The organism is Neorhizobium tomejilense (assembly GCF_964254135.1).
Lineage (GTDB): Bacteria > Pseudomonadota > Alphaproteobacteria > Rhizobiales > Rhizobiaceae > Neorhizobium > Neorhizobium tomejilense.
Genome location: NZ_CAXUSO020000001.1, coordinates 3,402,822 through 3,425,119, shown reverse-complemented (window position 1 = coordinate 3,425,119; position 22,298 = coordinate 3,402,822). Strand labels below are relative to the sequence as shown.

The 22,298-nt window shown below is 57.1% G+C and carries 18 protein-coding genes and 1 pseudogene; 13 read left to right on the top strand and 6 right to left on the bottom strand.

Annotated elements, in window-relative coordinates; all coding sequences use genetic code 11:
- The first annotated feature begins 7 nt into the window (after window positions 1–7).
- The 6 genes from ACSQ3G_RS17075 to ACSQ3G_RS17050 all read left to right on the top strand — a co-directional run bounded on the left by ACSQ3G_RS17075 (window position 8) and on the right by ACSQ3G_RS17050 (window position 9,887).
- Complete coding sequence (locus ACSQ3G_RS17075; RefSeq protein ID WP_436110889.1) at window positions 8–1,678, top strand: hypothetical protein; 1,671 nt, start codon at window positions 8–10, stop codon at window positions 1,676–1,678.
- 12 nt (window positions 1,679–1,690) lie between these two features.
- A complete protein-coding gene (locus ACSQ3G_RS17070) occupies window positions 1,691–2,203 on the top strand; it encodes a hypothetical protein (RefSeq protein WP_436110888.1) in 513 nt (170 codons plus the stop codon).
- Between the two features lie 860 nt (window positions 2,204–3,063).
- Window positions 3,064–4,560: a Wadjet anti-phage system protein JetA family protein gene (locus ACSQ3G_RS17065; protein ID WP_436110887.1), complete on the top strand. Its 1,497-nt coding sequence runs from the start codon at window positions 3,064–3,066 to the stop codon at window positions 4,558–4,560.
- Complete coding sequence (locus ACSQ3G_RS17060) at window positions 4,550–5,239, top strand: DUF4194 domain-containing protein (protein ID WP_436110886.1); 690 nt, start codon at window positions 4,550–4,552, stop codon at window positions 5,237–5,239. The genes ACSQ3G_RS17065 and ACSQ3G_RS17060 overlap by 11 nt, the downstream gene beginning before the upstream one ends.
- Window positions 5,236–8,682: an SbcC/MukB-like Walker B domain-containing protein gene (locus ACSQ3G_RS17055; protein ID WP_436110885.1), complete on the top strand. Its 3,447-nt coding sequence runs from the start codon at window positions 5,236–5,238 to the stop codon at window positions 8,680–8,682. The genes ACSQ3G_RS17060 and ACSQ3G_RS17055 overlap by 4 nt, the downstream gene beginning before the upstream one ends.
- On the top strand, window positions 8,682–9,887 hold the full coding sequence (locus tag ACSQ3G_RS17050) for a Wadjet anti-phage system protein JetD domain-containing protein (protein ID WP_436110884.1): 1,206 nt from the start codon (window positions 8,682–8,684) through the stop codon (window positions 9,885–9,887). Before ACSQ3G_RS17055 ends, ACSQ3G_RS17050 begins: the two co-directional genes overlap by 1 nt.
- Before the next feature lie 168 nt (window positions 9,888–10,055).
- Here ACSQ3G_RS17050 and ACSQ3G_RS17045 read toward each other — a convergent pair whose 3' ends face one another.
- Window positions 10,056–10,286 carry a hypothetical protein gene (locus ACSQ3G_RS17045; RefSeq protein WP_436110883.1) on the bottom strand — a complete coding sequence of 77 codons (231 nt, stop codon included), beginning with the start codon at window positions 10,284–10,286 and terminating at the stop codon, window positions 10,056–10,058.
- A 520-nt stretch (window positions 10,287–10,806) separates the two neighbouring features.
- Here ACSQ3G_RS17045 and ACSQ3G_RS17040 point away from each other — a divergent pair.
- From ACSQ3G_RS17040 to paoC, 4 genes and pseudogenes are all read left to right on the top strand, one after another.
- Window positions 10,807–10,940 (top strand): annotated as a pseudogene (locus tag ACSQ3G_RS17040) (mandelate racemase/muconate lactonizing enzyme family protein); the annotation flags it as partial.
- 220 nt (window positions 10,941–11,160) lie between these two features.
- On the top strand, window positions 11,161–11,799 hold the full coding sequence (paoA, locus tag ACSQ3G_RS17035; protein WP_371674738.1) for an aldehyde dehydrogenase iron-sulfur subunit PaoA: 639 nt from the start codon (window positions 11,161–11,163) through the stop codon (window positions 11,797–11,799).
- On the top strand, window positions 11,796–12,746 hold the full coding sequence (locus tag ACSQ3G_RS17030; protein WP_105420636.1) for an FAD binding domain-containing protein: 951 nt from the start codon (window positions 11,796–11,798) through the stop codon (window positions 12,744–12,746). Before paoA ends, ACSQ3G_RS17030 begins: the two co-directional genes overlap by 4 nt.
- 3 nt (window positions 12,747–12,749) lie before the next feature.
- Window positions 12,750–14,948 (top strand): aldehyde oxidoreductase molybdenum-binding subunit PaoC, encoded by a 2,199-nt coding sequence (gene paoC / locus ACSQ3G_RS17025; protein WP_436110882.1) that lies wholly within the window; start codon window positions 12,750–12,752, stop codon window positions 14,946–14,948.
- 258 nt (window positions 14,949–15,206) lie between these two features.
- On the opposite strand, the gene ACSQ3G_RS17020 is transcribed toward paoC, so the two are convergent.
- From ACSQ3G_RS17020 to ACSQ3G_RS17000, 5 genes are all read right to left on the bottom strand, one after another.
- On the bottom strand, window positions 15,207–15,626 hold the full coding sequence (locus tag ACSQ3G_RS17020; protein WP_436110881.1) for a cyclophilin-like fold protein: 420 nt from the start codon (window positions 15,624–15,626) through the stop codon (window positions 15,207–15,209).
- Complete coding sequence (locus tag ACSQ3G_RS17015) at window positions 15,623–16,309, bottom strand: DUF4405 domain-containing protein (protein ID WP_436110880.1); 687 nt, start codon at window positions 16,307–16,309, stop codon at window positions 15,623–15,625. The genes ACSQ3G_RS17020 and ACSQ3G_RS17015 overlap by 4 nt, the downstream gene beginning before the upstream one ends.
- A gap of 62 nt (window positions 16,310–16,371) precedes the next feature.
- A complete protein-coding gene (locus ACSQ3G_RS17010) occupies window positions 16,372–16,812 on the bottom strand; it encodes a hypothetical protein (protein ID WP_436110879.1) in 441 nt (146 codons plus the stop codon).
- Between the two features lie 216 nt (window positions 16,813–17,028).
- The gene (locus ACSQ3G_RS17005; protein WP_436110878.1) at window positions 17,029–18,138 is read right to left on the bottom strand and encodes an alpha/beta hydrolase; all 1,110 of its coding nucleotides are present in this window, start codon (window positions 18,136–18,138) and stop codon (window positions 17,029–17,031) included.
- Between the two features lie 61 nt (window positions 18,139–18,199).
- Window positions 18,200–19,432 carry an MFS transporter gene (locus tag ACSQ3G_RS17000; RefSeq protein WP_436110877.1) on the bottom strand — a complete coding sequence of 411 codons (1,233 nt, stop codon included), beginning with the start codon at window positions 19,430–19,432 and terminating at the stop codon, window positions 18,200–18,202.
- Window positions 19,433–19,529: 97 nt separating this feature from the next.
- Here ACSQ3G_RS17000 and ACSQ3G_RS16995 point away from each other — a divergent pair, with 97 nt between their 5' ends.
- The 3 genes from ACSQ3G_RS16995 (at window position 19,530) to ACSQ3G_RS16985 (ending at window position 22,266) form a co-directional block, all read left to right on the top strand.
- A complete protein-coding gene (locus ACSQ3G_RS16995; protein ID WP_436110876.1) occupies window positions 19,530–20,417 on the top strand; it encodes a LysR family transcriptional regulator in 888 nt (295 codons plus the stop codon).
- A gap of 359 nt (window positions 20,418–20,776) precedes the next feature.
- A complete protein-coding gene (locus ACSQ3G_RS16990; protein ID WP_436110875.1) occupies window positions 20,777–21,499 on the top strand; it encodes an AraC family transcriptional regulator in 723 nt (240 codons plus the stop codon).
- Window positions 21,500–21,636: 137 nt separating this feature from the next.
- Window positions 21,637–22,266: a hypothetical protein gene (locus ACSQ3G_RS16985; protein ID WP_436110874.1), complete on the top strand. Its 630-nt coding sequence runs from the start codon at window positions 21,637–21,639 to the stop codon at window positions 22,264–22,266.
- Window positions 22,267–22,298 lie beyond the last annotated feature (32 nt).

Here is a 22,298-nt window from a genome sequence, read left to right as displayed (position 1 = left end):
GACAGAAATGTTGCGCTTTTATCTTTTTGCTTTTCTTTGGGCGACGCTGACAACAGCGAGTGCCACCGACCTTCAAACTGCACTGGACGGCCTGACAAAAATCAGCTTTGGAAGGGAATCTGCCTTAACGATCGGGGATGCCGTAGATGTCATTGATCCGTCCGTTCCGAAAGAGAGGTGTGTAAAATATGCTTCGGATCAGATAGCCGAGGACTCGCCCGGGGCCGTAGAATCAAAAATCTCTTATCGATTCATCAAAAATATCGATCAATTCGAGAACACATTTAAGTTAAATTACAGTGTAGAAGCGACGTCCTCTGCGAATTTCGCGAAAATTATTAGCGGAGAAAGCACTCTAAAAAACTTTGGAACGTTCGAAAATTTTTTGAAACGAGACAAGGGGAGCGCACTTATAGTCATAGAAGCGACAGCCCTGCATGGTCGCGACTTTATTCGAGATTTTGAACTTAAGGACGATTTCAAGGCCTTAATTGCAGCGCGAAATTTCAAAGAGTTTCGCGCTCGATGTGGAACACATCTGGTTCGAGGCTGGAATCGTAAATCGTCGTTGCATGTAATCATTGAAATTGACAATGTCAGTGAAGAAGCGAAGATCGCCATAGAGAATACTATGGGAGGTTCTGCGGGCGGCACTGTGAACGTAGCAGATGTGATCGGTGCCTCCGGCAAGGTTTCCGCTTCGACCACAATTGCAAATACCCTGCGGCTTGCCAGCCAAGTTGGAAAGGTCTCGGCTCGTGTAGAATCAGTTGGCGGAACCGGCATCGGAACCCTCGCGGGCATCGTCAATGGCGGAAACCTTACAGATCCGAATTTCATCACCAATCTGATGAACGCTATCGCGACGACGGCAAAAGATTTTACCAAAGCTAATGCGCCGCCGGATCAGTTTATTTTAATAACTCACCCTCAAGTGAATGCTGGCGTAGTCGAGTTTGACGAAGTTGACTTTGATAAGCTTGAGAAAATCTACAAGTCACTCGTTCGGGTGGATCAACGAGTCGAGCTATACAGAAGGTATAGAGATACAGATTATAATCTTTGGGCTAATTATCTGCGTATCACATCAGAAAAAGTCAGCCTCCTTCGTGATACACTGGTTAATATGTACCAACGATGCCGAAATAACGGCGATTGCTCGGGGATGGTTCCTGCAACTATTGATGGTTTGATTCTCGATGACCTGTTGACGGCAGGGAATTTTGAAATGCAATGCATTCATTCTTATCCTTTCGAAGACAAAGTAAATGAACAAGTCTTAGACAGCTTTAACTACCTCTCCTCCATCGCAGTCATCTGGAAAGGGAAGGTAAACTTTCTAAAATCCATCGAATTGGACACAGCACGTGTCAGCATGATCACGCCAGATTTCAAAATGTCGGTTGTTCCATTCGAGCCCAATAACAAGCAGCGAATGCGCCCTGAATCCGATGGAAATAGTGGGCGCCTTTACCTGGACATATACAGGGAAACAGTCGATCCCCGAGTGGTCATAAAGGACAACCAACTAAGCCTCGATGCCCTTCGAGAAATCAGGAGAAAGGTTGCCCAAAGTGTATTTGTGATCCGATACCAGAGCCTTGATGGTCACGATCTGGAACAAACACTTGGCCGACCGGGGATAGATCGTTGCCCTATTACGGACAAGGAGAACTAGGTGAGGTTTAGTATGAACTGGAAGTGGAAAACGTTGATCGTGTTATCCATGTCGTGGTTATCATTCCATGATGCACGCGCCGATGATTGGCTTCCGGGCGTGAAGGAGGAAAAATGGATAGATTTGAACTTTGTTCCATGTGACGGAATGGGCGCGACTGCCTCTGGCAATATCGAAGTTAGAATAGGCTATATGAAGAATGGGGATGTGCTAAAGGTCTCCGATTGGCAGTTGAGAACCCGTTATTTCCATGATCATTCCCCATCCGCGAATCTGAGCTACCAAAGTCCAGATGGCGGCAAGGGATCGGTGAGGTTTGAGGCCGCCTGGTTTCCCACAATTGGGCCAGATGATGGATCTAAGTATCTTTTTCTGGCCCGCAAGGGAAATCAAGATGGGGCCGCCGGACAGACACCGTTCACAATGAAAGCCGGAACGCCCGTAGACGTAACCGTGATATCGCTGTTCCCGCAATTTGGAGGGACATGTGTGGCAAGCTTTTCCAAAAATTTGACCTTGCCGTAGAGCTAGAGGCTTCCAAAAAAGAGGTGGTAATTTTTCCTAAAACTCCTCTAGAACTGGAGGGAGGTTGTGTCTCAGATCAACTGCCTGAGCGCTTTGATTCTGTGCTTGCTGTTGGCCCGGCTGTTGGCCTGGCGCGTGGTCTTACGCATCTCGGGCGGCTCGACGCGAATGGCTTTTGTGACATCGTAGATGTTCGCCGATCCATCGCAGAGCTTGCCAATCGATACCTAATTGGACGTGGTCAGATCGAAGAATACGTCTTATGTGCGACAGCACTCGACTTCAGGAATGACCGGCGCTTCTCGTGGCTTTTGGTGGTTCGTAGAGATCGTGAAAGCCCGCATAGGTATCGGGTGTGGCATACCATAAATCGCCTCGCGCATGAACGCGCTTGTTCTCCAGCGGTCTAGACAATTGATTTGTTTGACAGCAGTTGATGTCCTATCAAGGCGGCGAATTTACAAGTCTCCGCTGGTTCAGGCCCCCGCAACCAAATTCCCAAAACTGAGCCCATACATAACAAAGCCCCCTCGTGGGGCCTTTTGCGTTCTAAGCCTCCATACGAAACAAAAGTCCCTGGGACGTCAACGCTCTTCGGGCGTTGCGAACCAGTGAATGCCATCAAATGGACGCTCACTGAACATGATGTCGCAGGAATTTAGGCTCTGTTCGGAGAACAGATAGCGACTTTTGACGCCCTTTCCCCCGCTCGACTTCGAGGTCGCCGACAAGAGTACCGTCAGTCATGCATCCGAAGGCGGACACTATTTACAAAGCTCTATATATGGGTAGATTGATGATGCAACCCTGAGCTTTATTTTTCTATGTCCTTATTCAAGCATCTTCATGACGACGCATTTTTGATCTTTTCGCGCAAGCATCGCTATCTCTATGAGGCGGCGCTGCTTGAAATTTACGACCGTTGCTTTTCAAGCGGATCGAGCTTTCCAACCCGCCAGGAGCTGGTTCATGCGATTTATGATCTCGTGGGTCGCCGGCCGGATCTGCTGCTCGACGAAGACGATCTAGTGGAGGGATTGCCGGAGGTCGTCTCCAAAGGACGACGAAGGCTCAAGTTCGCAGGAACTGGCGGGGAGACCGGCGATCGCGTTCTCAAGGCGGCGCAGCAGATCTATCAAGGGCTGGTGCGAACCGGCTGGCTGGAAGAGGAAGAGTATGGACTGAAAATTACAGTCGATATGCCGATGGGGGCACTGTTGGTCGTCCAGCGACTGTCGAGCTTAAACTCGGATGTGTCGCAGCGGTTTGGCGGTCTCGTCGTGCATATCAAAACCAGTCTTGAGCTGGTCGAAAAGCTATCGGTTGGAAGTCCCGAAAAGACCCGGTCGAGCGCCGTGCATGCGCTGCGCGAAGCACGCGTGCAGGCCGACCAATTCGTCAGGACGCTGCGGGCGATCCTGGCGGACCTGCGGCGGATCCGTAAATCGCTGCTGGAGTCGAAAAACCTTCGCCAGAAGATGGATACCTATTTCGAAGAGTTCATCGGCGAGCTGATCCTCAAGGATTTTCAGGCGATCCTCACGTTCAACCATCCCTATCGTTTCCGCGATCAGATCATTGGCATGGCGCGGCGAATTGTTAACACGCCTGATCTTCTGGATATCGTTGCGGCCGGATATGTCGAAATCGGTATCAAGCCGGATGCGGACGGAGCTCGAGACGAGGCGGTCAGCGATCTACTGTCGATCGAAACGACATTCGAGACCGTCACCGAAATGTTCGAGCGTATCGCAAGCTTTCGTCGAGGACTGGAAATGCGGCTGCGCAATACCGTCAAATATGCTGAGCAGGGCGAACGCGGTCTGTCGTCGCGTGCAAGAGCGCTGGTGGCGCGGATGGAGGCGCTGCTCGCCGCCGACCCGGACCGTTACGCGGAGCCGAGCGTTCCTTCGCAGATTGCCCGGATTTTTGTTCCGTGGTCGGAAAGACAACTGGCACCGCAACGGCAAGCAAGGTCGGCAATCGAGGTAAAGCCGTTGGCCGCGCGGCCCTTCGATCCGGTCTATGAATTTAGAAAACGCATGCGGGCGGAATATCTCGAACGGATTTCTCCGTCTCCCGAGCGAGTCAGGCAATTTTTGCAGTGCATATCGGCCCCCTATCACACAATCGAAGCCCGCTTCGTCGTGCTTCGAACCATCGACGATTTCCTCGCTTTCGATGCGGCCAGGCGTTACGCGCTCACCCAGGAAATACCCGGCCCGATCGGTCGCGAATTCGAACTGCAATACTTGCCCGATAGCCAACCGCACGACTGCGAATGGCTTCGCTGCAGTAATTTTTCCATCCGCCGTTTGGGTGGCTCCACCCGTCAAGAGGTTCGGCATGCTGAGTGAATTCGATGCGCTTGAAGATGCCTATGGCGCGGAAAAAGCGGCGGACCTGCGCAAGGCATGCCGCTACATGTTGCGAACCCAGTTTGCCTATTCCGGAGATCGCGGCACGGCAAATGTTTACAACACTCTGACCGACAGTCGTTTTCGGCGCATTGCCGATCAGTTTTTTGAAAGCATCGGCTATCAGGTTCACAGAAATGCCGAGGAGCAATGGGTCGGTATCCTGTTGACCGATGACGATCCATCCTCCGTTCCCAGGATGCGGCTCGACGAGACCATGGTGGTTCTGGTGCTGGGTAGTCACTGGCAGGAAGAAGCGGATCTCGGCAACCTGTTTGACCGGGCGACAGCGGTGACGACCTTCAATGTGCTTCACGAACGGTATAGGGACATGCTGCAGAACGCCGGCAAGCCTGCGATTGCACCGGGACGTTTTCTCGACCTGCTCAAGGACGTCGCGCTGCGCAATCTGATCTCGGTCGGAGAAGTCGATTACGACGCCCAAGATCGGGAGATCGAAATCCGACCGATGATCAAGTTCGTCAGCGGCGCCGATGCGCTCGCACGTCTTGAAACCTATGTGAAGGCCGAGGAGCGCGGCATGCGTTCGCGCGCTATATCGGCTGTGGGGGAGCTGCTCCGCCCCGGTATCTCCGTTTCGGAAGGGGATACGGCATGATGGAACTATGCCGCATCACGCTGGTCAACTGGCATCTATTCGATGCCGAAGATATCGATGTTCAAGGCAATTTCGGTATTTTGGGAGAAAACCGTTCCGGAAAATCGACGATCCTGGACATGGTTCAGGTGGTGCTGACGGGTGCCAACCGGCATTATCTGCGGCTGAACGCCGTTGCCGGCGAAGGCGCCAAGGGGCGCTCGGTTCCCAAACGCACCGTGCTGACCTATTGCCTGGGGATGCTGGGTGACGGGAATGTTCGCCGCAGCGAGGCCCTGACCTATATCGCGCTTGGCTTCGCTGACCGGGAGAAACAACGGCCGCCGGTCACGATCGGCCTTGCCATCGAAGCCCGGCAGACGGATACCTCCGAAACGGTCCTCGGTCGGTTCGTCGTTACCGGAAAGTTGTTGACGGCGGGAGATTTTACCGAAAAACGCTCCGATGGCGTCTATGCCGCGCATTGGGATGACGTGAAGACCCGCATCATCGATGCCGTCGGGGCCGGGCATTTCATCAACCATCGTGACAAGGCCATGGACTTCGTGCGTGAATATATGCGCCGGCTCGTGCCCAGTCTTCCCAATGCCGAGCAAAGTGCAGCGGCGTTGTTGAAAGCGATCGTCAATGCCATGGCTCTCAACCAGGGTTATTCCGCAACCGAGTTCGTCCGGCGTTTCATTCTCGAAGACAATCCGATCAACATTCGCGATCTGCGCGCTTCGATTGAGACCTATCGAAGCGTCAGCGCAACGATCGTCACCCTGCGTGAAAAGCTTGAGGCTCTGACCGAGATTCGCGAGCTTGTCGTCGCCTTTGAGGAAAGCCTCGCTCAGAAGGCGTTGGAAGTCTGGCTGGCACGTCGGGCGCAATGGCTTGCCTCGAGGGCGGAAAACCGGGCGTTCAAGCAGCAGATCGTCGAAGCGTGCCGTTTCATCGACGCTGAGCAGGAAGACCGGGATATTGCCAACGAGGGGATCAGAGAGGCCGAGCAGGAAATCGAGCGGCTGAGAAAGGCGATCGCCGCGCATGGGGCAAAGACCGGTCGCGATCAATGGCTGGAAGTGTTGAGCGGCAAGATGGCCGAGAGCGATAGGTTCAAGAAAGAGATCGAAAAACGATGCCGATCGGCGACGGCGCTTGACGGACTGATATCGGGTTTCGACGATGAGGCCTGTATCAAGGTCTATTGCGGATTGGTTGACGGGTTGAGCGGCGGTGTTGATCGCTCGGCATTGAAAGTGGCCGAACAGGAGCTTCGCGCGCGGGCGCCCGGCATCGTGGAGGCGGTGGGCAAGCGTTATCGGGAAACATCGGCGAAGATCATATCGCTGGAAAAGGAGCTCGGCGATATTCTCAGGGTTCTGGGTAATACCCGCGGGTCAGGAGGTGCAGCCTATCTTCTGGATCAGACGAACGAGCTGATACGCCGGCTTCGAAGCCGCGGCATGGATGCGAGGCCGCTTTGCGATCTCCTCGATATCAATGACGAAAGCTGGACAGTTGCGGCGGAAGGCCTGCTGGGGCGCGACCGGGAGGCGGTCTTCGTGGAGCGGCACAACATTCTTGAAGCGACGGCCATTTTTCGCGAGGGCCGTCGTGAGTTCAAGGGTGCTTCGCTCGTCAGCCTGAACAAGCTTGAGGAGTTTCGTGACGCGCCGCAACCGGGGACATTTCCGACGCTGTTTCGCTCGCAGGATGCCGACGCCAAGGCATTTCTTCTACGTCGGTACGGCAATGTGCGTCTTGCTCTGACATCGGAGGAGTTTAATCAGCGTGGGCGCGCACTGATGAAGGATGGCCTTTATGACGACGGGCTCGTCCGCAGTCACCGGGCAGCCACCGATCACAAGATCGGCAAGGCAGCGCAAGCGGCTCATCTCGTTATCCTGCAGCAAAGTTTCGTACAGAAGACCGAGGCACTATCTGATCTGCAGATTGAGGAAAAGCTGTTGGCAGGCGCCTTGGCGGCTCTCGATATGCAGGATGCCGATCTGCTGGCGGATGTTCTCGAAGAACGCGATGAATGCATGCGGCGCATGCGCGACGCTCGCGACAGGATCGCGGCCATCGATGCCGCCGGCGACGAGGGCCTCAACGAAAAACTTCGCGCCCAGAGAGTTTTTCAAGACCGCAAGAAGGAAGAACTAAGGACGATTGAGGCACGCGTCAGCAAATATCTTCTTGATGTCGCGGTCGCTGAAAGGAGCTTGAAGGGCGGGGACTCCATCGAGGGCTCCGCCATGAACCTGTCCGTCGCCAACGCGCTCTATCGCGCTGAGCGGCGGCAGTATCAGTACCCGGCGGGTGGCGCAGCCTATCGCCAGCGGTTGAGTTCCCTGCGCCGTCGATCCGACGAGCCCATGCCTGCCGGCCAAGCCGCCCGCAGCGAAGCCGCGGCACATCGCAAACTCGGGAAGCAGGCAGAGGAGGCCGAAGCGCGCGCCCGTGATCGAAACCGTCGTGCCGAAATCGAGGCGCGAAGCGCCTTGCACCGCTATTTCAACAACGCCAAGTTTGGCGTGAGTTCGCAGGTCGGGCCTGAGAGCGACTTGCTGGGCGCCGTAAAACTCTGGATGAACCTGCTGATAGAGGACATCGAAAGCAACGAACTGAGGCGTTACGAAGACAAGGCAAGGGAAGCATCTGAACGGGCGTCCGTTCTGTTCCGCGGCGAATTCGTGAATGCTCTCAACACGCGTGTTTCAAAAATGGAAAGAGATATCGAGGCGCTCAATCGCAGCTTGCGCGGTCATCCGTTTCACAACGAAATCTATTCGTTTCATCGGACCGCCGAAGCGCAGTTCCTGCCGATCCTGAAAATCATCGAAATCAGCCGGATGTCGGACGATGCGCTAGACGCCCTTTTTAAACCCGATCTGCCGGATGATTATCCGCATAAGGACACTATTCAGGCCGTCGAACAATTGCTGGAAGATCCTGACAAGGAGGTTTCGGCTTTTGAAGACTATCGGAATTTCTATGCCTTCGAGATCCATATGGAGGATGTCAGCACGAAGGCTCGCACCCGCTGGGAGACGCGGCGCAATACCGGCTCAGGTGCGGAACAGCAGGTGCCGCTCTATGTTGCCATCGGTGCTTCACTGGCAGCCGTTTATGGCAACGCGGGATCTCATGGCGGGCCAAAAGGCATGGCGCCGGCGCTATTCGATGAAGCCTTCTCCAAGATGGACGGCAAAAACCAGCGGGCGATGATGAGTTTTTACGCCGATCTCGGACTTCAGGTCGTCATCGCAGCACCATTGGAAAAGAAACCCGTCATCATCGGCTATGTCCACAGCCTGGTCGAGATCGACCGTATCGGCGAACAATCCTATGCCAACGTCGTCCAAATCGGCAAACGTGCTCGCGACGAAATTCTGGCGATGAACCCGGAAGCGCTGAGTGATGCCGAGATCGCCGCTCGGATGGCGGCGGAGTAATGTCGGTGGCGCGTGGCCGCAAGTTCACCCATGCGCGCGATCTGCTGCATGATCTGCTCGACCGTTACGAGCAAGGGGTCGCCCAGCCCGTCGGATATCCCGACTATTCCGGTTTTGCCGATGTCAAGGCAGGGGACACCTTTTCGAGATCGATCGAAGCTGCGGAGCGTAGCGGTGGTGTCGTGCGCGTACAGGACATCGGTCGCCGGCGCGGTGAGCTGAAGCTGGTGCGGCTGATCGATGCGCCACTGCTTTATGAGCATCTAAGGCGCACACCCAGCCAGCAGACGGCTTCGGCCGTTGGCGACGAGATGCTGAGCGGGCTAATCATTCACCCGGCCATCCGTGAAACGGCCCTGTCGGCAGTCGAAGCATGGTCGCGAAACCGCAAATGGTCTTACCTTGGCATCGACGATGCGGTGTCGATGCGCAATGCCGTCAGGCTGGCCCAAGCCATCATCGAACAGCAGCATCTGGATCTGGATTACCGGACATTTTCCCGCCGCATCGTCGCCGATAGCAAAGCGCTGGAAAGGCTGGAAGGGGCGGTTCTGCAACTGGTCGGCGCTGTTCTCGATCTGCCCCCGGCCAGCAGTCCGCGCTCGGCTTTTGCCGCACTGGGTCTAGAACGGTTCAGCCCGCCATTGCTGCTCTCCGGCAGATTTTTGCTGGACGGTGTTTCTGTTGCACCGTCGCTTTCCTATCTCGGTATTGCGCCATCAGCGATGATGGCGGTCAGTTTCGATCGGCGGCCCGATTACGTGCTGACGATCGAGAATTTTGCGAGCTTCAACCGGCATGTGCTGGAGGCGGATGTGGATAGACTGGGGTTGACGCTCTATGTCGGCGGCTATCCGTCTCTGGCGGCCCAGAAAGCGCTTGCGGAGCTTGCTGCCAAGCTGCCCGAGACGGTGCCGTTTTTCCATTGGTCGGATATCGACCCGGACGGCACCTGGATTTTCAGAACCATCGAACGAGCGCTCGGTCGCCAGCTATGGCCGCATCTGATGTCCCGCCACCTCGCGGAAACGTTCGGGGAGGCGACGACAAGGCGCATCATGCTGCGAAAGGGGGACGTCGGGGGGTCTATGATAGCAGATCTTGTCAACTACCTTACCCAGCCAGACGCAAAGATCATGGAACAGGAGCAAATTGAGCCTAAGATTCCAAACAGAAGTGATTACTTTGATGGGCGTCCTTTGTGATGCGAGAGGACCCGCTGCTTTAAGCTATTGTTGTCGATCGCCAGCTTGTGGGTCCAGTGGCCGACAGATTGCAATGTTTTTTAAAGCGGCCTAGATGGCAGTCTGCAAGGACCGGACGCGTCACCCGGGTCGCACTGCCCCTCTCGGAGCTTCTCTGTCTCGGCTGCTCTACTGGTGCTGCTGGCACGACTGTTGGCCGGACGCTGTCTCAGCCGTCATGTTAGCCAAGATGGCGACGTATTCATCGGCGGCGTCGGCGAGGATCAGTGCGATTTCTTGCCGGCTGAGCCCTTCCTGCTGAAGGCGCTCAATCATCTCCAGCATCGCGGCTTCGACCCTAAAGCGGTGCGCAGGTGCCGGTTCATATGATTCATCGGGTGTCTGAGTTCGCATGTCCATGATGTATTTCCCCGTGTAAGGGGAGCATTGCACACCGTCCGTTGTCCGCAAGCAGATGCTTAATTAACAGTTAACGCGATCGCCCTGCGGCTGCCCAAGTCAGACCAGACTCGTGCCGTACCTGGATCGGGCGTTTTCCGAGACCGGTGAGGAGGAGACCTCGTAGAGTGGATCACTGGTCAACGCGGATGTTGACGAGGAACAGGCATTGGGAGACGCGCTGAAATCAGCATCCGCGTTTCATCCCTTAACAAGAGCAGTTCACGGAAGTTTCGCGTGCCTGGAAATTTTGTTGAAGCTCTAGAGACGCTCGATCATCCAATGCGGGTTAGTTTTTCGCGAGTGAGAGCCACCTGGAACGTTCCATCCGACAAGAGCTCAACGAGATAGCCATTGGGCGTATAGTAAATCACCGTTGGAGGCGCCTTGTCGCCGGCGGATGGGTCAGCTTCCCGTGTAGCCTCTATGACCGTCACTACGGATCCTCTCTCGTTCAAGCAGCTAATCAGTTGCTCCCTTGGGCCCGCCATATCCGGTCTCGGATGCGCCGGGCCTCGGCGTCGAGTCAACGAGGAACTGATCGCCAGACAGAGCTTCGAGTTCCGGGAGGCTCCGCACCTGAAACGTCGCGATGGTTCTGTTACGAACTGGTAGAGAAACTTATGGTCGCGGGCCGTGGATTTTCGGCATGGCCGAGCAGAAGATGGCCAGCGGTGAAAGGACGCGATATCGGCGAAGTTCGACAATGATTTATGTTCAGCATCGATAGGTCCATGCGAGAATCAGGTACTAATCACCTGTTTTCGCCGCACTAGCTTCAGATTGCGCTGCCGGTCGTAGCGCCTCATGTCCATTTGTGGAACTGGAGCTGGCTATGCAAAACCCAACCCAACTTGAAATCTCCCGCCGGAACTTACTTATCTCGTCTGCCGCAACTGTCGCGGCGACCAGCGCCGTGCCGCTCGCAGCGGCGGCGCAATCTTCGGGAAGTAAGATGAACCTCAGCACCTCTGTCGCATTTTCTGTCAACGGCGAGCAGCGCGAATTGATCGTCGATAACAGGACCACGCTGCTCGACGCCTTGCGCGAACATCTCCATCTGACCGGAACGAAGAAAGGCTGCGACCACGGGCAATGTGGTGCCTGCACCGTCATGGTGGACGGTCGTCGCGTCAATTCCTGTCTGACGCTTGCCGTCATGCACGAGGGAGACGAGATCGCCACCATCGAAGGTCTGGGCGAACCGGGTAGGCTCCACCCGATGCAGGCGGCTTTCGTGAAGCACGACGGTTTCCAATGCGGTTACTGTACACCTGGGCAGATCTGTTCCTCGGTGGCCGTCCTTGAGGAGATCAAGGCGAATATTCCGAGCCATGTGACGGCCGACCTTACCGCGCCGGCTTCGGTTAACGTAACGGAGATTCGCGAGCGCATGAGCGGCAACATCTGTCGATGCGGCGCCTATTCCAACATCGTGGATGCGATCACGGAAGTCGCGGGGACAAAAGCATGAGAGCCTTCACCTACGAACGCGCATCGTCGATCGAGGCCGCGGCCAAGGCGGCCGCATCCAGCCCGACCGCCAAGTTCATTGCCGGCGGTACCAACCTGCTCGATCTGATGAAGCTCGAGATCGAAGTGCCGACCCATCTGATCGACGTTAACGGCCTTGGCCTCGACACGATCGAAAGGACGCAGGAGGGCGGTCTGCGTATCGGCGCTCTGGTGCGCAACACCGATCTTGCCGCGAATGATATCGTTCGCCGCGACTACGGGCTGCTTTCCCGCGCCCTGCTGGCAGGTGCCTCGGGTCAGCTCCGCAACAAGGCGACCACTGCGGGTAATCTCCTGCAACGCACCCGCTGTCCGTATTTCTACGATACCAACCAGCCCTGCAACAAGCGGCAGCCTGGCAGCGGCTGTTCGGCTATCGGCGGTTTCAGCCGCCAGCTGGGAATTGTCGGGGTCAGCGATGCGTGTATCGCGACACACCCGAGCGATATGGCGGTCGCCATGCGCGCTCTCGATGCGGTCGTGGAAACCGTGAAACCGGGCGGGCGACGTCATGCGATCCCGATCGCGGAGTTTCATCGCCTGCCGGGCGACACGCCGCATCTCGAAACCGTCCTGGAGCAAGGTGAGCTCATAACCGCCGTCGTTCTGCCGGCGCCGATCGGCGGACGTCACATCTACCGCAAGGTTCGCGACCGTGCATCCTATGCCTTTGCTCTTGTTTCCATCGGTGCGGTTATTCAACCCGACGGTACCGGGCGTGTCGCAGTCGGCGGGGTGGCCCACAAGCCATGGCGGCTTGAAGCGGCAGACGCCGAGCTTGCGAAGGGAGCCAAGGCGACCTCCGCGGCGCTTCTCGCAGATGCGCGGCCGACGGAGCAGAACCGGTTCAAGATAGATCTGGTCGAGCGCACGCTCGGTGCCGTGATCGCAGAAGCGAGGGGTTGAGCCATGAAGTTCGACACACCAGCAACGACTAACCCGATCGACCAGCTTAAAGTGGTCGGGCAGCCCATCCACCGTATAGACGGTCAATTGAAGACCACGGGCCGAGCGAAATACGCCTACGAGTGGCATGACACCAACATTCCTTACGCTTATGGCTATCCGGTCGGGGCATCGATTGCCAAGGGCCGGATCAGATCGATGGACGTCGCAGCAGCTCAACAAGCGTCAGGCGTCCTCGCTGTTGTCACCACGCTCAGCGTCGGCGACCGCAAGAAGGGGAAATTCAACACCGCGAAGCTGTTTGGCGGTGACGAGGTGCAGCATTACCATCAGGCGATCGCCGTCGTGGTCGCCGAGACTTTCGAACAGGCCCGTGCCGCAGCGGCATTGGTCAAGGTCGACTACGCCGTGGAGGCTGGTGCCTTTGACCTGAAGGAGGCGATGAAAACCGCCGAAAAGCCGGATGAATCACAGCAGCCAGACACCGCAGTCGGCAATTTCGACGGCGCTTTTGCAAGCGCCGCGGTTACATTGGACGAGACGTACACAACGCCGGACCAATCCCACGCGATGATGGAGCCGCATGCATCGATCGCGGCATGGAATGGTGATGAGGTGACGGTATGGACCTCCAGCCAGATGATCGACTGGTGGCGAAGCGACCTTGCCACAACGCTTGATATCGACAAGGAAAAGATCCATCTGATGTCGCCGTTTATCGGCGGTGGGTTTGGCGGCAAGCTCTTCTTGCGGGCGGATGCCGTCTTGGCGGTTTTGGGAGCCCGCGCGGCGAAAAGGCCGGTCAAGGTTGCTTTGCCGCGTCCGTTCATGATGAACAACACCACGCACCGGCCGGCGACGATCCAGCGGATCAGGATCGGGGCAGAGCGTGACGGAAAGATCACGGCGATTGCGCACGAAAGCTGGTCGGGTGACCAGCCCGGGGGCCAGCTCGAAACCGCGGTCGCGCAGACCCGTCTGCTTTATGCCGGGGCGAACCGGATGACGGCGATGCGGCTTGCGGCACTGCATCTCCCCGAAGGCAACGCGATGCGCGCGCCGGGGGAAGCTCCAGGGTTGATGGCGCTTGAGATCGCGATCGACGAGATGGCCGAGAAGCTTGGCATGGATCCTGTGCAGTTCAGGATCCTCAACGATACGCAAGTGGATCCCGAAAAGCCGGAGCGTCCTTTCTCTCACCGCGACCTTGTCGGCTGCATGAAGCTTGGCGCCCAACGCTTCGGCTGGAACAGCCGAGGCCGGCCAGGCGCTCGCCGCGACGGGAACTGGTTGATTGGCCACGGTGTCGCAGCCGCGTTCCGCAACAACCTCGTCCTGCCGTCTGGAGCCCGTGTGCGACTAAATCGCGAGGGGATCGTCACGGTCGAAACGGATATGACGGATATCGGTACCGGCAGCTATACGATCATCGCCCAGACCGCGGCCGAAATGTTGGGCCTACCCCTCGACAAGGTCGCGGTGCACCTCGGGGATTCGCGTTTTCCAGTGTCTGCTGGTTCCGGTGGGCAGTTTGGGGCGAACTCTTCGACGTCAGGCGTCTATGCCGCCTGCGTCAAATTGAGGGAAGCCATTGCGGCGAAGCTTGGCTTCAACTCCGCTGATGTCGTGTTCGAAAACGGCGAGGTGCGCTCTGGCAACCGGTCTGTTCCGCTTGCGCAAGCAGCAGGCGAGGAGGGGCTCGTCGGCGAGGACACGATGACGTGGGGCGATCTGACCGAGACGCATCAGCAATCGACATTCGGCGCCCACTTCGTCGAGGTCGGGGTCGATGTTGCGACTGGCGAAAGCCGTATCCGCCGCATGCTTGCAGTCTGCGCCGCAGGTCGGATACTCAATCCGATCACCGCACGCAGCCAGGTGATCGGTGCCATGACAATGGGAGCGGGCGGGGCGCTGTCGGAGGAACTGGCGGTCGATACGCGTCGCGGCTTCTTTGTCAATCACGACCTGGCAGGTTATGAGGTGCCGGTGCATGCGGACATTCCGCATCAGGAAGTGATATTTATGGATGAAACTGACCCGATGTCGTCGCCTATGAAGGCGAAAGGTGTCGGCGAACTCGGTCTCTGTGGTGTGGCCGCAGCCATTGCCAATGCTATCTATAACGCATCGGGCGTCCGAGTACGTCACTATCCGATCACGCTCGATAAGCTGATCGGCGGTCTTCCTGAAATTGCCTGAGCAGGAGAGGCGGCGGCTTTATCGAGCCGCCGCCAGAGAATTGGCTCGAGCAGGTGACGGACGAACAATACGGCAAGCAGTTTTCCCCGTGATGGACGGGGTCGCGAGTGGGTATTTCTTATTGTCAGCAAGGGTTGGCGCTGAAGCAAAGAGAAAGCGTCGTAGCGGCAAGGTTCTGCTTGATGATCAGGTCCTTCGATTGGCTGACGATCGAACACCTGTTTCCCCGGTGCCATAACAGAATGTTTTGCGAACATCTCAGCGAGTTTTTTCGACTTTGATGGTGAGTTTACCGGGTCGGTCAAAGATCGAGACGTCGCCTTGGATCTGGCCCAAAATCACGATGCCAGGCTGCGGTACGCGTCCCTCACGGTAGTAGATGACGAAATCGCCCGAACTCCAAAGACCGAGTGTACCGGCGGAGAAGTCTCGCTGACGGGGAGCGGCTGGCAGGGCGGCGGGCAGGTCGCCTGTCTTTTCCTGACGAAGATGATCGTCCATCTCGATTGTCAGCGGCAGCATCGCGGCAAGCGCTCGAGCGGCCGCGTTGTCAGCCAGTTCGGCGGTGACGTTGCCCCAATCAGATGAAATCACAATGCGGTCCTGCGCCAAGGCGGATCCTCCCAGGTTAAGCGTTAGAACAGCTGCGAGAAAAGTCGCACCCATGATCTGTTTCACGTCTCACCCTTCGTTGCCGGAATACGCGTCTTGTTAACTGCTCTCAGACAGAGCATCGCGTAGTGTGAAATCACAACCACGCCTGCCATCACACCCGTCCAGTGCGCGAAAAAAGGCGCCAGGGAGCTGGTGAAACCCCAGAATTCCAGGCTGTAGCCGAACATCAGCTTGGTCGACACGCCGAGAGCCGCAAAGCTCCAGGCGCCAAAGCACAGGAGCAGCACAGCGATCAGCCGTAAACTAGTGGTTCCGATCCGAGACGGAGAGACTCTGAAAACGGTTCCCGCCACTGTCATCACGCGCGCCCAATGGGTGCCGGCATGAATTGCAACGATTATCGCGACCCAATAGGCCGAGAACCAGTGAAGCTCTATGACGCTCACATTATTGGTGAACTGCGCGAAGCTCAGTACCGAGCGTGAGATCAGCACGCTGGTCACCACCAGTACCGCCATGGTGATCCCAAGCCAGGCATGTATCACCACGACCATCCAGCGACGAACATCGTAACGACCGCTACGGAGCTTCAAGAACCAGCGCCTGTTCATGGTCAGGTGCCATCCAAGAAGCCCGAACATGGCCATTCCAAAGATCTCATGCGGACCATTGTCGAGCCACCAGTAGGCGAGAGCCAGCATAAGCAGCGCCGCCATGCTTGCGGGAAGAACGAGGCGATCGGTCATCAATCGAAGCATTCAAGTACCTCGTCGGCGTCAAAGCGGATCATCATCGGAAATGGCGCCGCTCAGCGTGAACATGAATTGTTCGGACTGACGCGAACGATGGCAGGAGTAGCAACGGGCGACATTTTCGTCGGCCTTGACGGTCCGATCCGGCAGAACCACTGGTATTCCCATTGATCTGCGCCGGCTCCGATCTTCTGTGCCACGAGATAGCGCGTCAGAACGTCGCTTTGATAATCGACGAGAACCATATGGCTGCCAGTCGGAACAGGTTGCCCGGCTTTGAGCGCCGAGAGAGCGGCAGGGCTCGTCAGCATATGCTCGCGGGTGATCCCCCGTCGGACCGTCGTATAATGCTCGAGCTGTTCGAGAGGCGGAAACGTAACCGAGTTGGATGCCGCAAGCGCTGAGGTTCGCAATAGCTCGGTCTCGACGACCAAATAGCCTGTCAGGACAACTGCGAGGGGCGCAACCACCAAGCCGGACCAGTGAAAGAATTTCATGGGCTTTACCCTTTAAGTGGATCGTGAAAGGGCATCACGCCCGTCTGCTCGGTCCGCCGCCTTTAAGAGCGGCCGATATGGGTTTGCCGCTGCACAGAGTGCTAAGCTTGGGATTGGAGTCTTCCCGCGCGTCTCGACCGAATGTCGAACAGACATCAGCCGAGACGAGGTGGGGATGGCACCAAGAAGCGTCAGTTGACTTCCTGGCTCCTGGTTTCAGACGAGGTGCTGGTCGAAGAAGCCCTTCAGTTTGTCGAAGGGGATGAGATCGACGCGGTCATAAAGATCGACATGGCCAGCACCCTTGATCCAGACGAGTTCCTTCGGCTCCGAAGCCCGATTGTAGGCGTCCTGGCTGAATTCCTTCGAATGGGCCTGGTCGCCAGAGATGAACAGCATCGGGCGGGGCGAGATCGTCTCGATGTCGTTGAAAGGATAGAAGTTCATGAACTTGACGCTGCTGCTCAGAGTCGGCTTCGTCGTCGTCTGTCGGGCCACTCCAGCAGGTGTGAACTCGCCACGCGGCGTCCGGTAGAAGTCGTAGAACTCGCGCTGGACAGGATCCGTATCGGCCTTCAGTTCGAGCGTGGTGCCGCCGATATACTGGATTTCAACGCCATCGGACTCGGCCCAGCGCTGTTCGGCGGCCATCGCGATAAACTGCTTGCGCTGTTCGACCGTCTGCGACTTGTTGAGCGCATCGCGGAAAGCAGCGCCCATGTCGTACATGCTGACCGTGGCAATCGCCTTGATGCGCGGATCGATCTTGGCGGCGCTGACAACAAAGCTGCCGCTACCGCAGACCCCGATCGCGCCGATATTCCGTCGGTCCACGAACGCGTGCGAACCGAGGAAGTCGACGCCGGCGCTGAACGCTTCGGCATAGGCCTCGGGAGATACGAGATTGCGCGACTGTCCTTCGCTCTCGCCCCAGAACGGAAGGTCGATCGACATCGCGACAAAACCCTGCTCGGCCATTTTGGTGGCATAGAGGTTTGCGCTTTGCTCCTTCACCGCTCCCATGGGGTGGCCGACGATAATTGCCGGATTTTTCAGCGCCTGGTCGATGTCCTTGGGGAGAAACAGGTTACCCGCAACATTGGTCTGATCCTGGGTCTTGAACCCGACCTTCTGCAGGGTCACGCGATCACTGGTATAAAAGTTGGATGCGCCTTTGGACATGTCTTGGGCCTTTGCGAAAGTGGTGTCGAGGATGGACATGGCGCCGAGAGCCGCTGCGCCAGCGCCTGCCATCTTGAGCAAGTGGCGGCGGTCGATCCCGGTGCTCGTGGTCTGTGCGTCGTCCTGGTTTGTTGCGACGGTCATCTGCAAGTCTCCTTGAGTGGTAATGCGATGGAAAATGATCCCGATGGTACGCTGTTGATGTTCAGCGGTGTGACGAACGCCATGCTGCCGCAGCGAGAAGGGAAGAGCCGGCCAACAGGGCTGCGGCGAACAGGAAGGTGGTCCACCAGCCGATGGCGTCGAACAGGACGCCGCCTGTTGAAGCTCCAAGCGTAATGGCGAGCTGGATGGTTGCGACCTGAAGCCCACCTCCTGCCTCCGCGTCGTCAGGCATGGTGCGGCTCAGCCAGGTGCCCCAACCAACCGGTGCGGCCGTGCCGAACAGACCCCAGCCGATCAGAAGGATTGCGGTGAAGGCGGAAGATGAACCGAGTGCGACCAGCCCCAGTGCAATCACGGCCATGATCAGTGGGATAACGACAAGAATGCTGAACAGGCGCTTCTGCAGCAGATGGCCGATGATGTATGTTCCGGCGACCCCCGCCAAGCCCATCAACAGGAGCAGCAGGGAAAGCGTGGATATCGACACGGCTGTCACGGTCTCCAGAAATGGCCGCAGATAGGTGAACAAGGCGAACTGCCCCATGAACAGGAGCGTGATCGATCCCATGCCGAGCGCGACTTGAGGGCGAAGAAGAAGCCGGAAGACATTGGCCGACCTCTCGCTGCGACGCGGTAGTAAAGACGGTAGGCTGGCCCACTGCCACACGAGCGCCAGAAGGGCGAGCGGAACGACCGCAAAGAAGGCGCCTCGCCACCCGATGTAGCTGCCGAGCAGACTTCCCAGCGGCGCGGAGATTGTCGCGGCAACGGCATTGCCCGCGTTCAGCATAGCCAGTCCCTTGGGTACTGAGTCTTCGGGAACCAGTCGCATGACGATCGAGGTCGACATCGACCAGAAGCCACCGATGGCGATACCCAGCATCGCGCGCCCGATCATCAGCACGACATAGTTCGGAGCAAAGGCGACGATCGTCCCGGAGACCATCAGGATCAACGAGAATGATGCGAGGACCAACCGCCGATCCAGTCCCCGCGTCAGACCGGCCACGAAGACACTCGTGAGGACAGCAAAAATACCGGAAACCGAGATCGCCTGGCCGGTGCGGCCTTCCGTGACGCCAAGTTCGGTGGCGATCGGCGACAGGAGGCTGACCGGCATGAACTCCGATGCGATCAGGACAGCAACGCACAAGGCCATCGAGACAACTGCGCCCCAGGCGGGGTTCGGGATAGCCGAACTGGCGGTTGTAAACGGGTCCAGTTTCCTGTCGTCATCCTGAAAGTCGGATCGTGTGAGAGCTTGCTGTGTCATGGCGGCAACATACGCCGGCCTCAGTTCGATGATTAGCCATTGCAATTCGCTTGGACTTATCGGCTAATGATATCAATCATCATGTTATGAGGCGGCCATGAAGCGGGAAGATCTCAACGACATGCTTTGGTTTCTGGCAGTTGCGGAAGAGCGGAGCTTTACGAAGGCGGCTGCGAAGCTTGGCACATCGCAGTCGACGATCAGTCATACGATCAAGAAGCTCGAAGCGCGATTGGGACTGCGCCTCCTGACCCGGACCACTCGCAGCGTCGTCCCGACGGAAGCGGGTGAGCGGCTCATCCGTTCGCTTGCACCTCGAATTGAAGAACTCGAAACCGAGATCGACGAACTGATGGAAATCAGGGACAAGCCGTCGGGATCTGTACGGATAACCCTATCGGACCATGCATTGCAAAGCGTCGTCTGGCCGAAACTGCGGCCGGTACTGCGGGACTATCCCGACATCAAGGTCGAGCTGAACAGCGATAACGGTTTCAGGAACATCGTCGAAGAGAAGTTCGACGCAGGCGTACGACTCGGCGAGAGCGTGGACAAGGACATGATTGCCGTCCGAATAGGGCCTGATTGGCGCCTGATCGCCGTCGGGTCTCCCAAGTATTTCGCGGCCCGTTCGGTCCCTGAAACACCGCAGGATCTAGTCGGCCATGACTGTATCAACCATAGGCAGTCGCAGTTGGGCGGATTGTACGGCTGGGAGTTCGAGAAGGGTGGCCAGGAGCTTCGGGTGCGCGTTGCCGGACAACTGACGTTCAACACCTCCTATGCAATGATCGACGCTGCCGTCAATGGCTACGGCATCGCCTATGTGCCGGAGAACCTCGTTGAGCGGGAACTCGCTTCCGGACAATTGGTGCAGATTCTCGATGACTGGACGCCGCCGTTTCCCGGATACTACCTCTACTACCCGAGCAGGCGACAGAATTCGCCGGCGTTCAAAGTTGTTGTTGAAGCACTCCGCGGCTGAGGCCATTCCGAACGATGGTTTCTGTTCAAGGCTTGATGTCCGACGGAAGCAACGACAACATCGTCTGCTCGCCCGATGAATGGATTGCAGGCAGAAATGCTGCAGCCCATCTGCAGGACTGGAAACACCGGCGGTCGTGTCTGGTGCTGGTCACGACGCAGAGGTCGTCTAATTCTTTAAGGAGAAGCCTCACAATGATGCGTAGGCAGGAGCGCCCACCCGTTTATGAGCCAATCGTTCCGCCACCAACCGAGTGTTTCGTCTGGCGAACGGATGACTATCCCCTTTCCTGGAGCGTGTGGAATGCCCATCCCGAGTGCGAGATACACCTGGTCAAGAATGCTGGAGGCACCTGCCACGTGGGCGACCATATAGGCGCGTTCACGGATGGCGATCTTTTCATCATCGGACGCGGCCTTCCCCACAACTGGGTGACGCCGCTCGCGGCGGGCGAGAAGGTGGAGAGCCGGGACGTGATCCTTCAGTTCGACGAGGACAGGATCATGGAAGCGGCAGGCCCGTTTCCGGAGTTGACGAAACTGAAGCAGTTCCTGCTCCTTGCCCGTCGCGGATTGGCCTTCACGGGAGAAACAAGAAGCAGGGGGGCGGAGATCGTCGAAGCTATCGGAAGCAAGTGCGGGTTGGAGCGGCTGTCACTGTTCTTCGCTCTTCTGCATATTCTTTCGACGAGCGACGAGCGGCAGTTGCTGTCGTCGGAGAATTTCGCACCCCAGATCGATGTCCCCACCAACCACGTCCTCCGCGACATCCTCACGTGGATGTCCGTGAACTACAGAAACGACGTCCGCCTTCATCAGTCTGCTGAAATGGCCGGCATGACAGAAACCTCCTTCTCGAGATTCTTCAAGAAGAACACCGGGACCACGTTCAGCAGATACCTCAGCGAACTGCGCATGGCCAAGGCTTGTGAGCTTCTCGACAGGAGCGAACTGGCGGTGACGGAAATCGCTGCCGAGGTCGGTTACTGGAACCTGTCGAATTTCAACAAGACCTTTCGGGAGCTTCGAGGAATGCCTCCGCGCCGCTACCGCCAGTTCAGGCGATCTCGGGAACCGACGTGATATTGTCTTAAGTGATCGCGAGAACCCCTGATCGCGAAATGAAAACGGATATAAAAGCGTCATTTTCGCGCATCCGAGACGCTAGTTCGCCCCATCGCCTCACGATATGACTTCAGCAGTCTTCGGGGAGGTCTATCGTGCTCAGCAAAATAGCATTGTCATCCGGCGCTCGTAATATCGCGTTTTCAGGTTTTGCGCAGACGCATTGCGCGGTCTTGGAGGTTCCTGATGAAGGAGTCTACCAGTTCTTTGTTCGTGGACGCGCGGGTGCCGTCCCCGTGGCGCCCCACTCGCCTGACAAAACCGTTTCATTGAAGGCCGCCTGGCAGGAGCTCGAGCGTACTGTCAACTCTACCTGTGTGGGAGTGGTTTTGCGATCGCAGGAGGACCCGGACGCCCTTGCCGACCTCATCGGCGACGCATTCAAGGGCGAACCTCTGCCGGGCGCAATCGTGGTTAGCGGTCGCGCCAAAGGGTTTCTACGGCGTCTCACCGAAATCGCTGCAGTGCAGATGTCCCCCTTTACCATACGTTTAAAGAGCGGCTTAACCCTCCCTTTCGAATGGCCTCCGATCCTTGTTATCAGCGATTTCCGGGACCCCGATCTGCCGGCAAATCTTAGCGTCTGTCATAGGCTGAGAGACCACGGGCTTCCTGTAGAAATGTCCGTGCAGGAAGATGCAGGCAATCTCGATGGCCGCACTGCAGACCTCATAGAGGGCTTTTTTCAACGGTATCTCCTCGAGCATTTCCCAAAAATGCTCTGAAACATTCAGATAACCGGAACAGACGTCGGAGG

Coding starts and splice junctions, on each gene's coding strand:
- ACSQ3G_RS17045 (WP_436110883.1), bottom strand. CDS start 10,286: ATGGACATGCGAACTCAGACACCCGATGAATCATATGAACCGGCACCT.
- paoC (WP_436110882.1), top strand. CDS start 12,750: ATGAAGTTCGACACACCAGCAACGACTAACCCGATCGACCAGCTTAAA.
- ACSQ3G_RS17000 (WP_436110877.1), bottom strand. CDS start 19,432: ATGACACAGCAAGCTCTCACACGATCCGACTTTCAGGATGACGACAGG.
- ACSQ3G_RS17010 (WP_436110879.1), bottom strand. CDS start 16,812: ATGAAATTCTTTCACTGGTCCGGCTTGGTGGTTGCGCCCCTCGCAGTT.
- ACSQ3G_RS17015 (WP_436110880.1), bottom strand. CDS start 16,309: ATGACCGATCGCCTCGTTCTTCCCGCAAGCATGGCGGCGCTGCTTATG.
- ACSQ3G_RS17050 (WP_436110884.1), top strand. CDS start 8,682: ATGTCGGTGGCGCGTGGCCGCAAGTTCACCCATGCGCGCGATCTGCTG.
- ACSQ3G_RS17070 (WP_436110888.1), top strand. CDS start 1,691: ATGAACTGGAAGTGGAAAACGTTGATCGTGTTATCCATGTCGTGGTTA.
- ACSQ3G_RS16995 (WP_436110876.1), top strand. CDS start 19,530: ATGAAGCGGGAAGATCTCAACGACATGCTTTGGTTTCTGGCAGTTGCG.
- ACSQ3G_RS17055 (WP_436110885.1), top strand. CDS start 5,236: ATGATGGAACTATGCCGCATCACGCTGGTCAACTGGCATCTATTCGAT.
- ACSQ3G_RS17005 (WP_436110878.1), bottom strand. CDS start 18,138: ATGACCGTCGCAACAAACCAGGACGACGCACAGACCACGAGCACCGGG.
- ACSQ3G_RS17030 (WP_105420636.1), top strand. CDS start 11,796: ATGAGAGCCTTCACCTACGAACGCGCATCGTCGATCGAGGCCGCGGCC.
- paoA (WP_371674738.1), top strand. CDS start 11,161: ATGCAAAACCCAACCCAACTTGAAATCTCCCGCCGGAACTTACTTATC.
- ACSQ3G_RS17075 (WP_436110889.1), top strand. CDS start 8: ATGTTGCGCTTTTATCTTTTTGCTTTTCTTTGGGCGACGCTGACAACA.
- ACSQ3G_RS17060 (WP_436110886.1), top strand. CDS start 4,550: ATGCTGAGTGAATTCGATGCGCTTGAAGATGCCTATGGCGCGGAAAAA.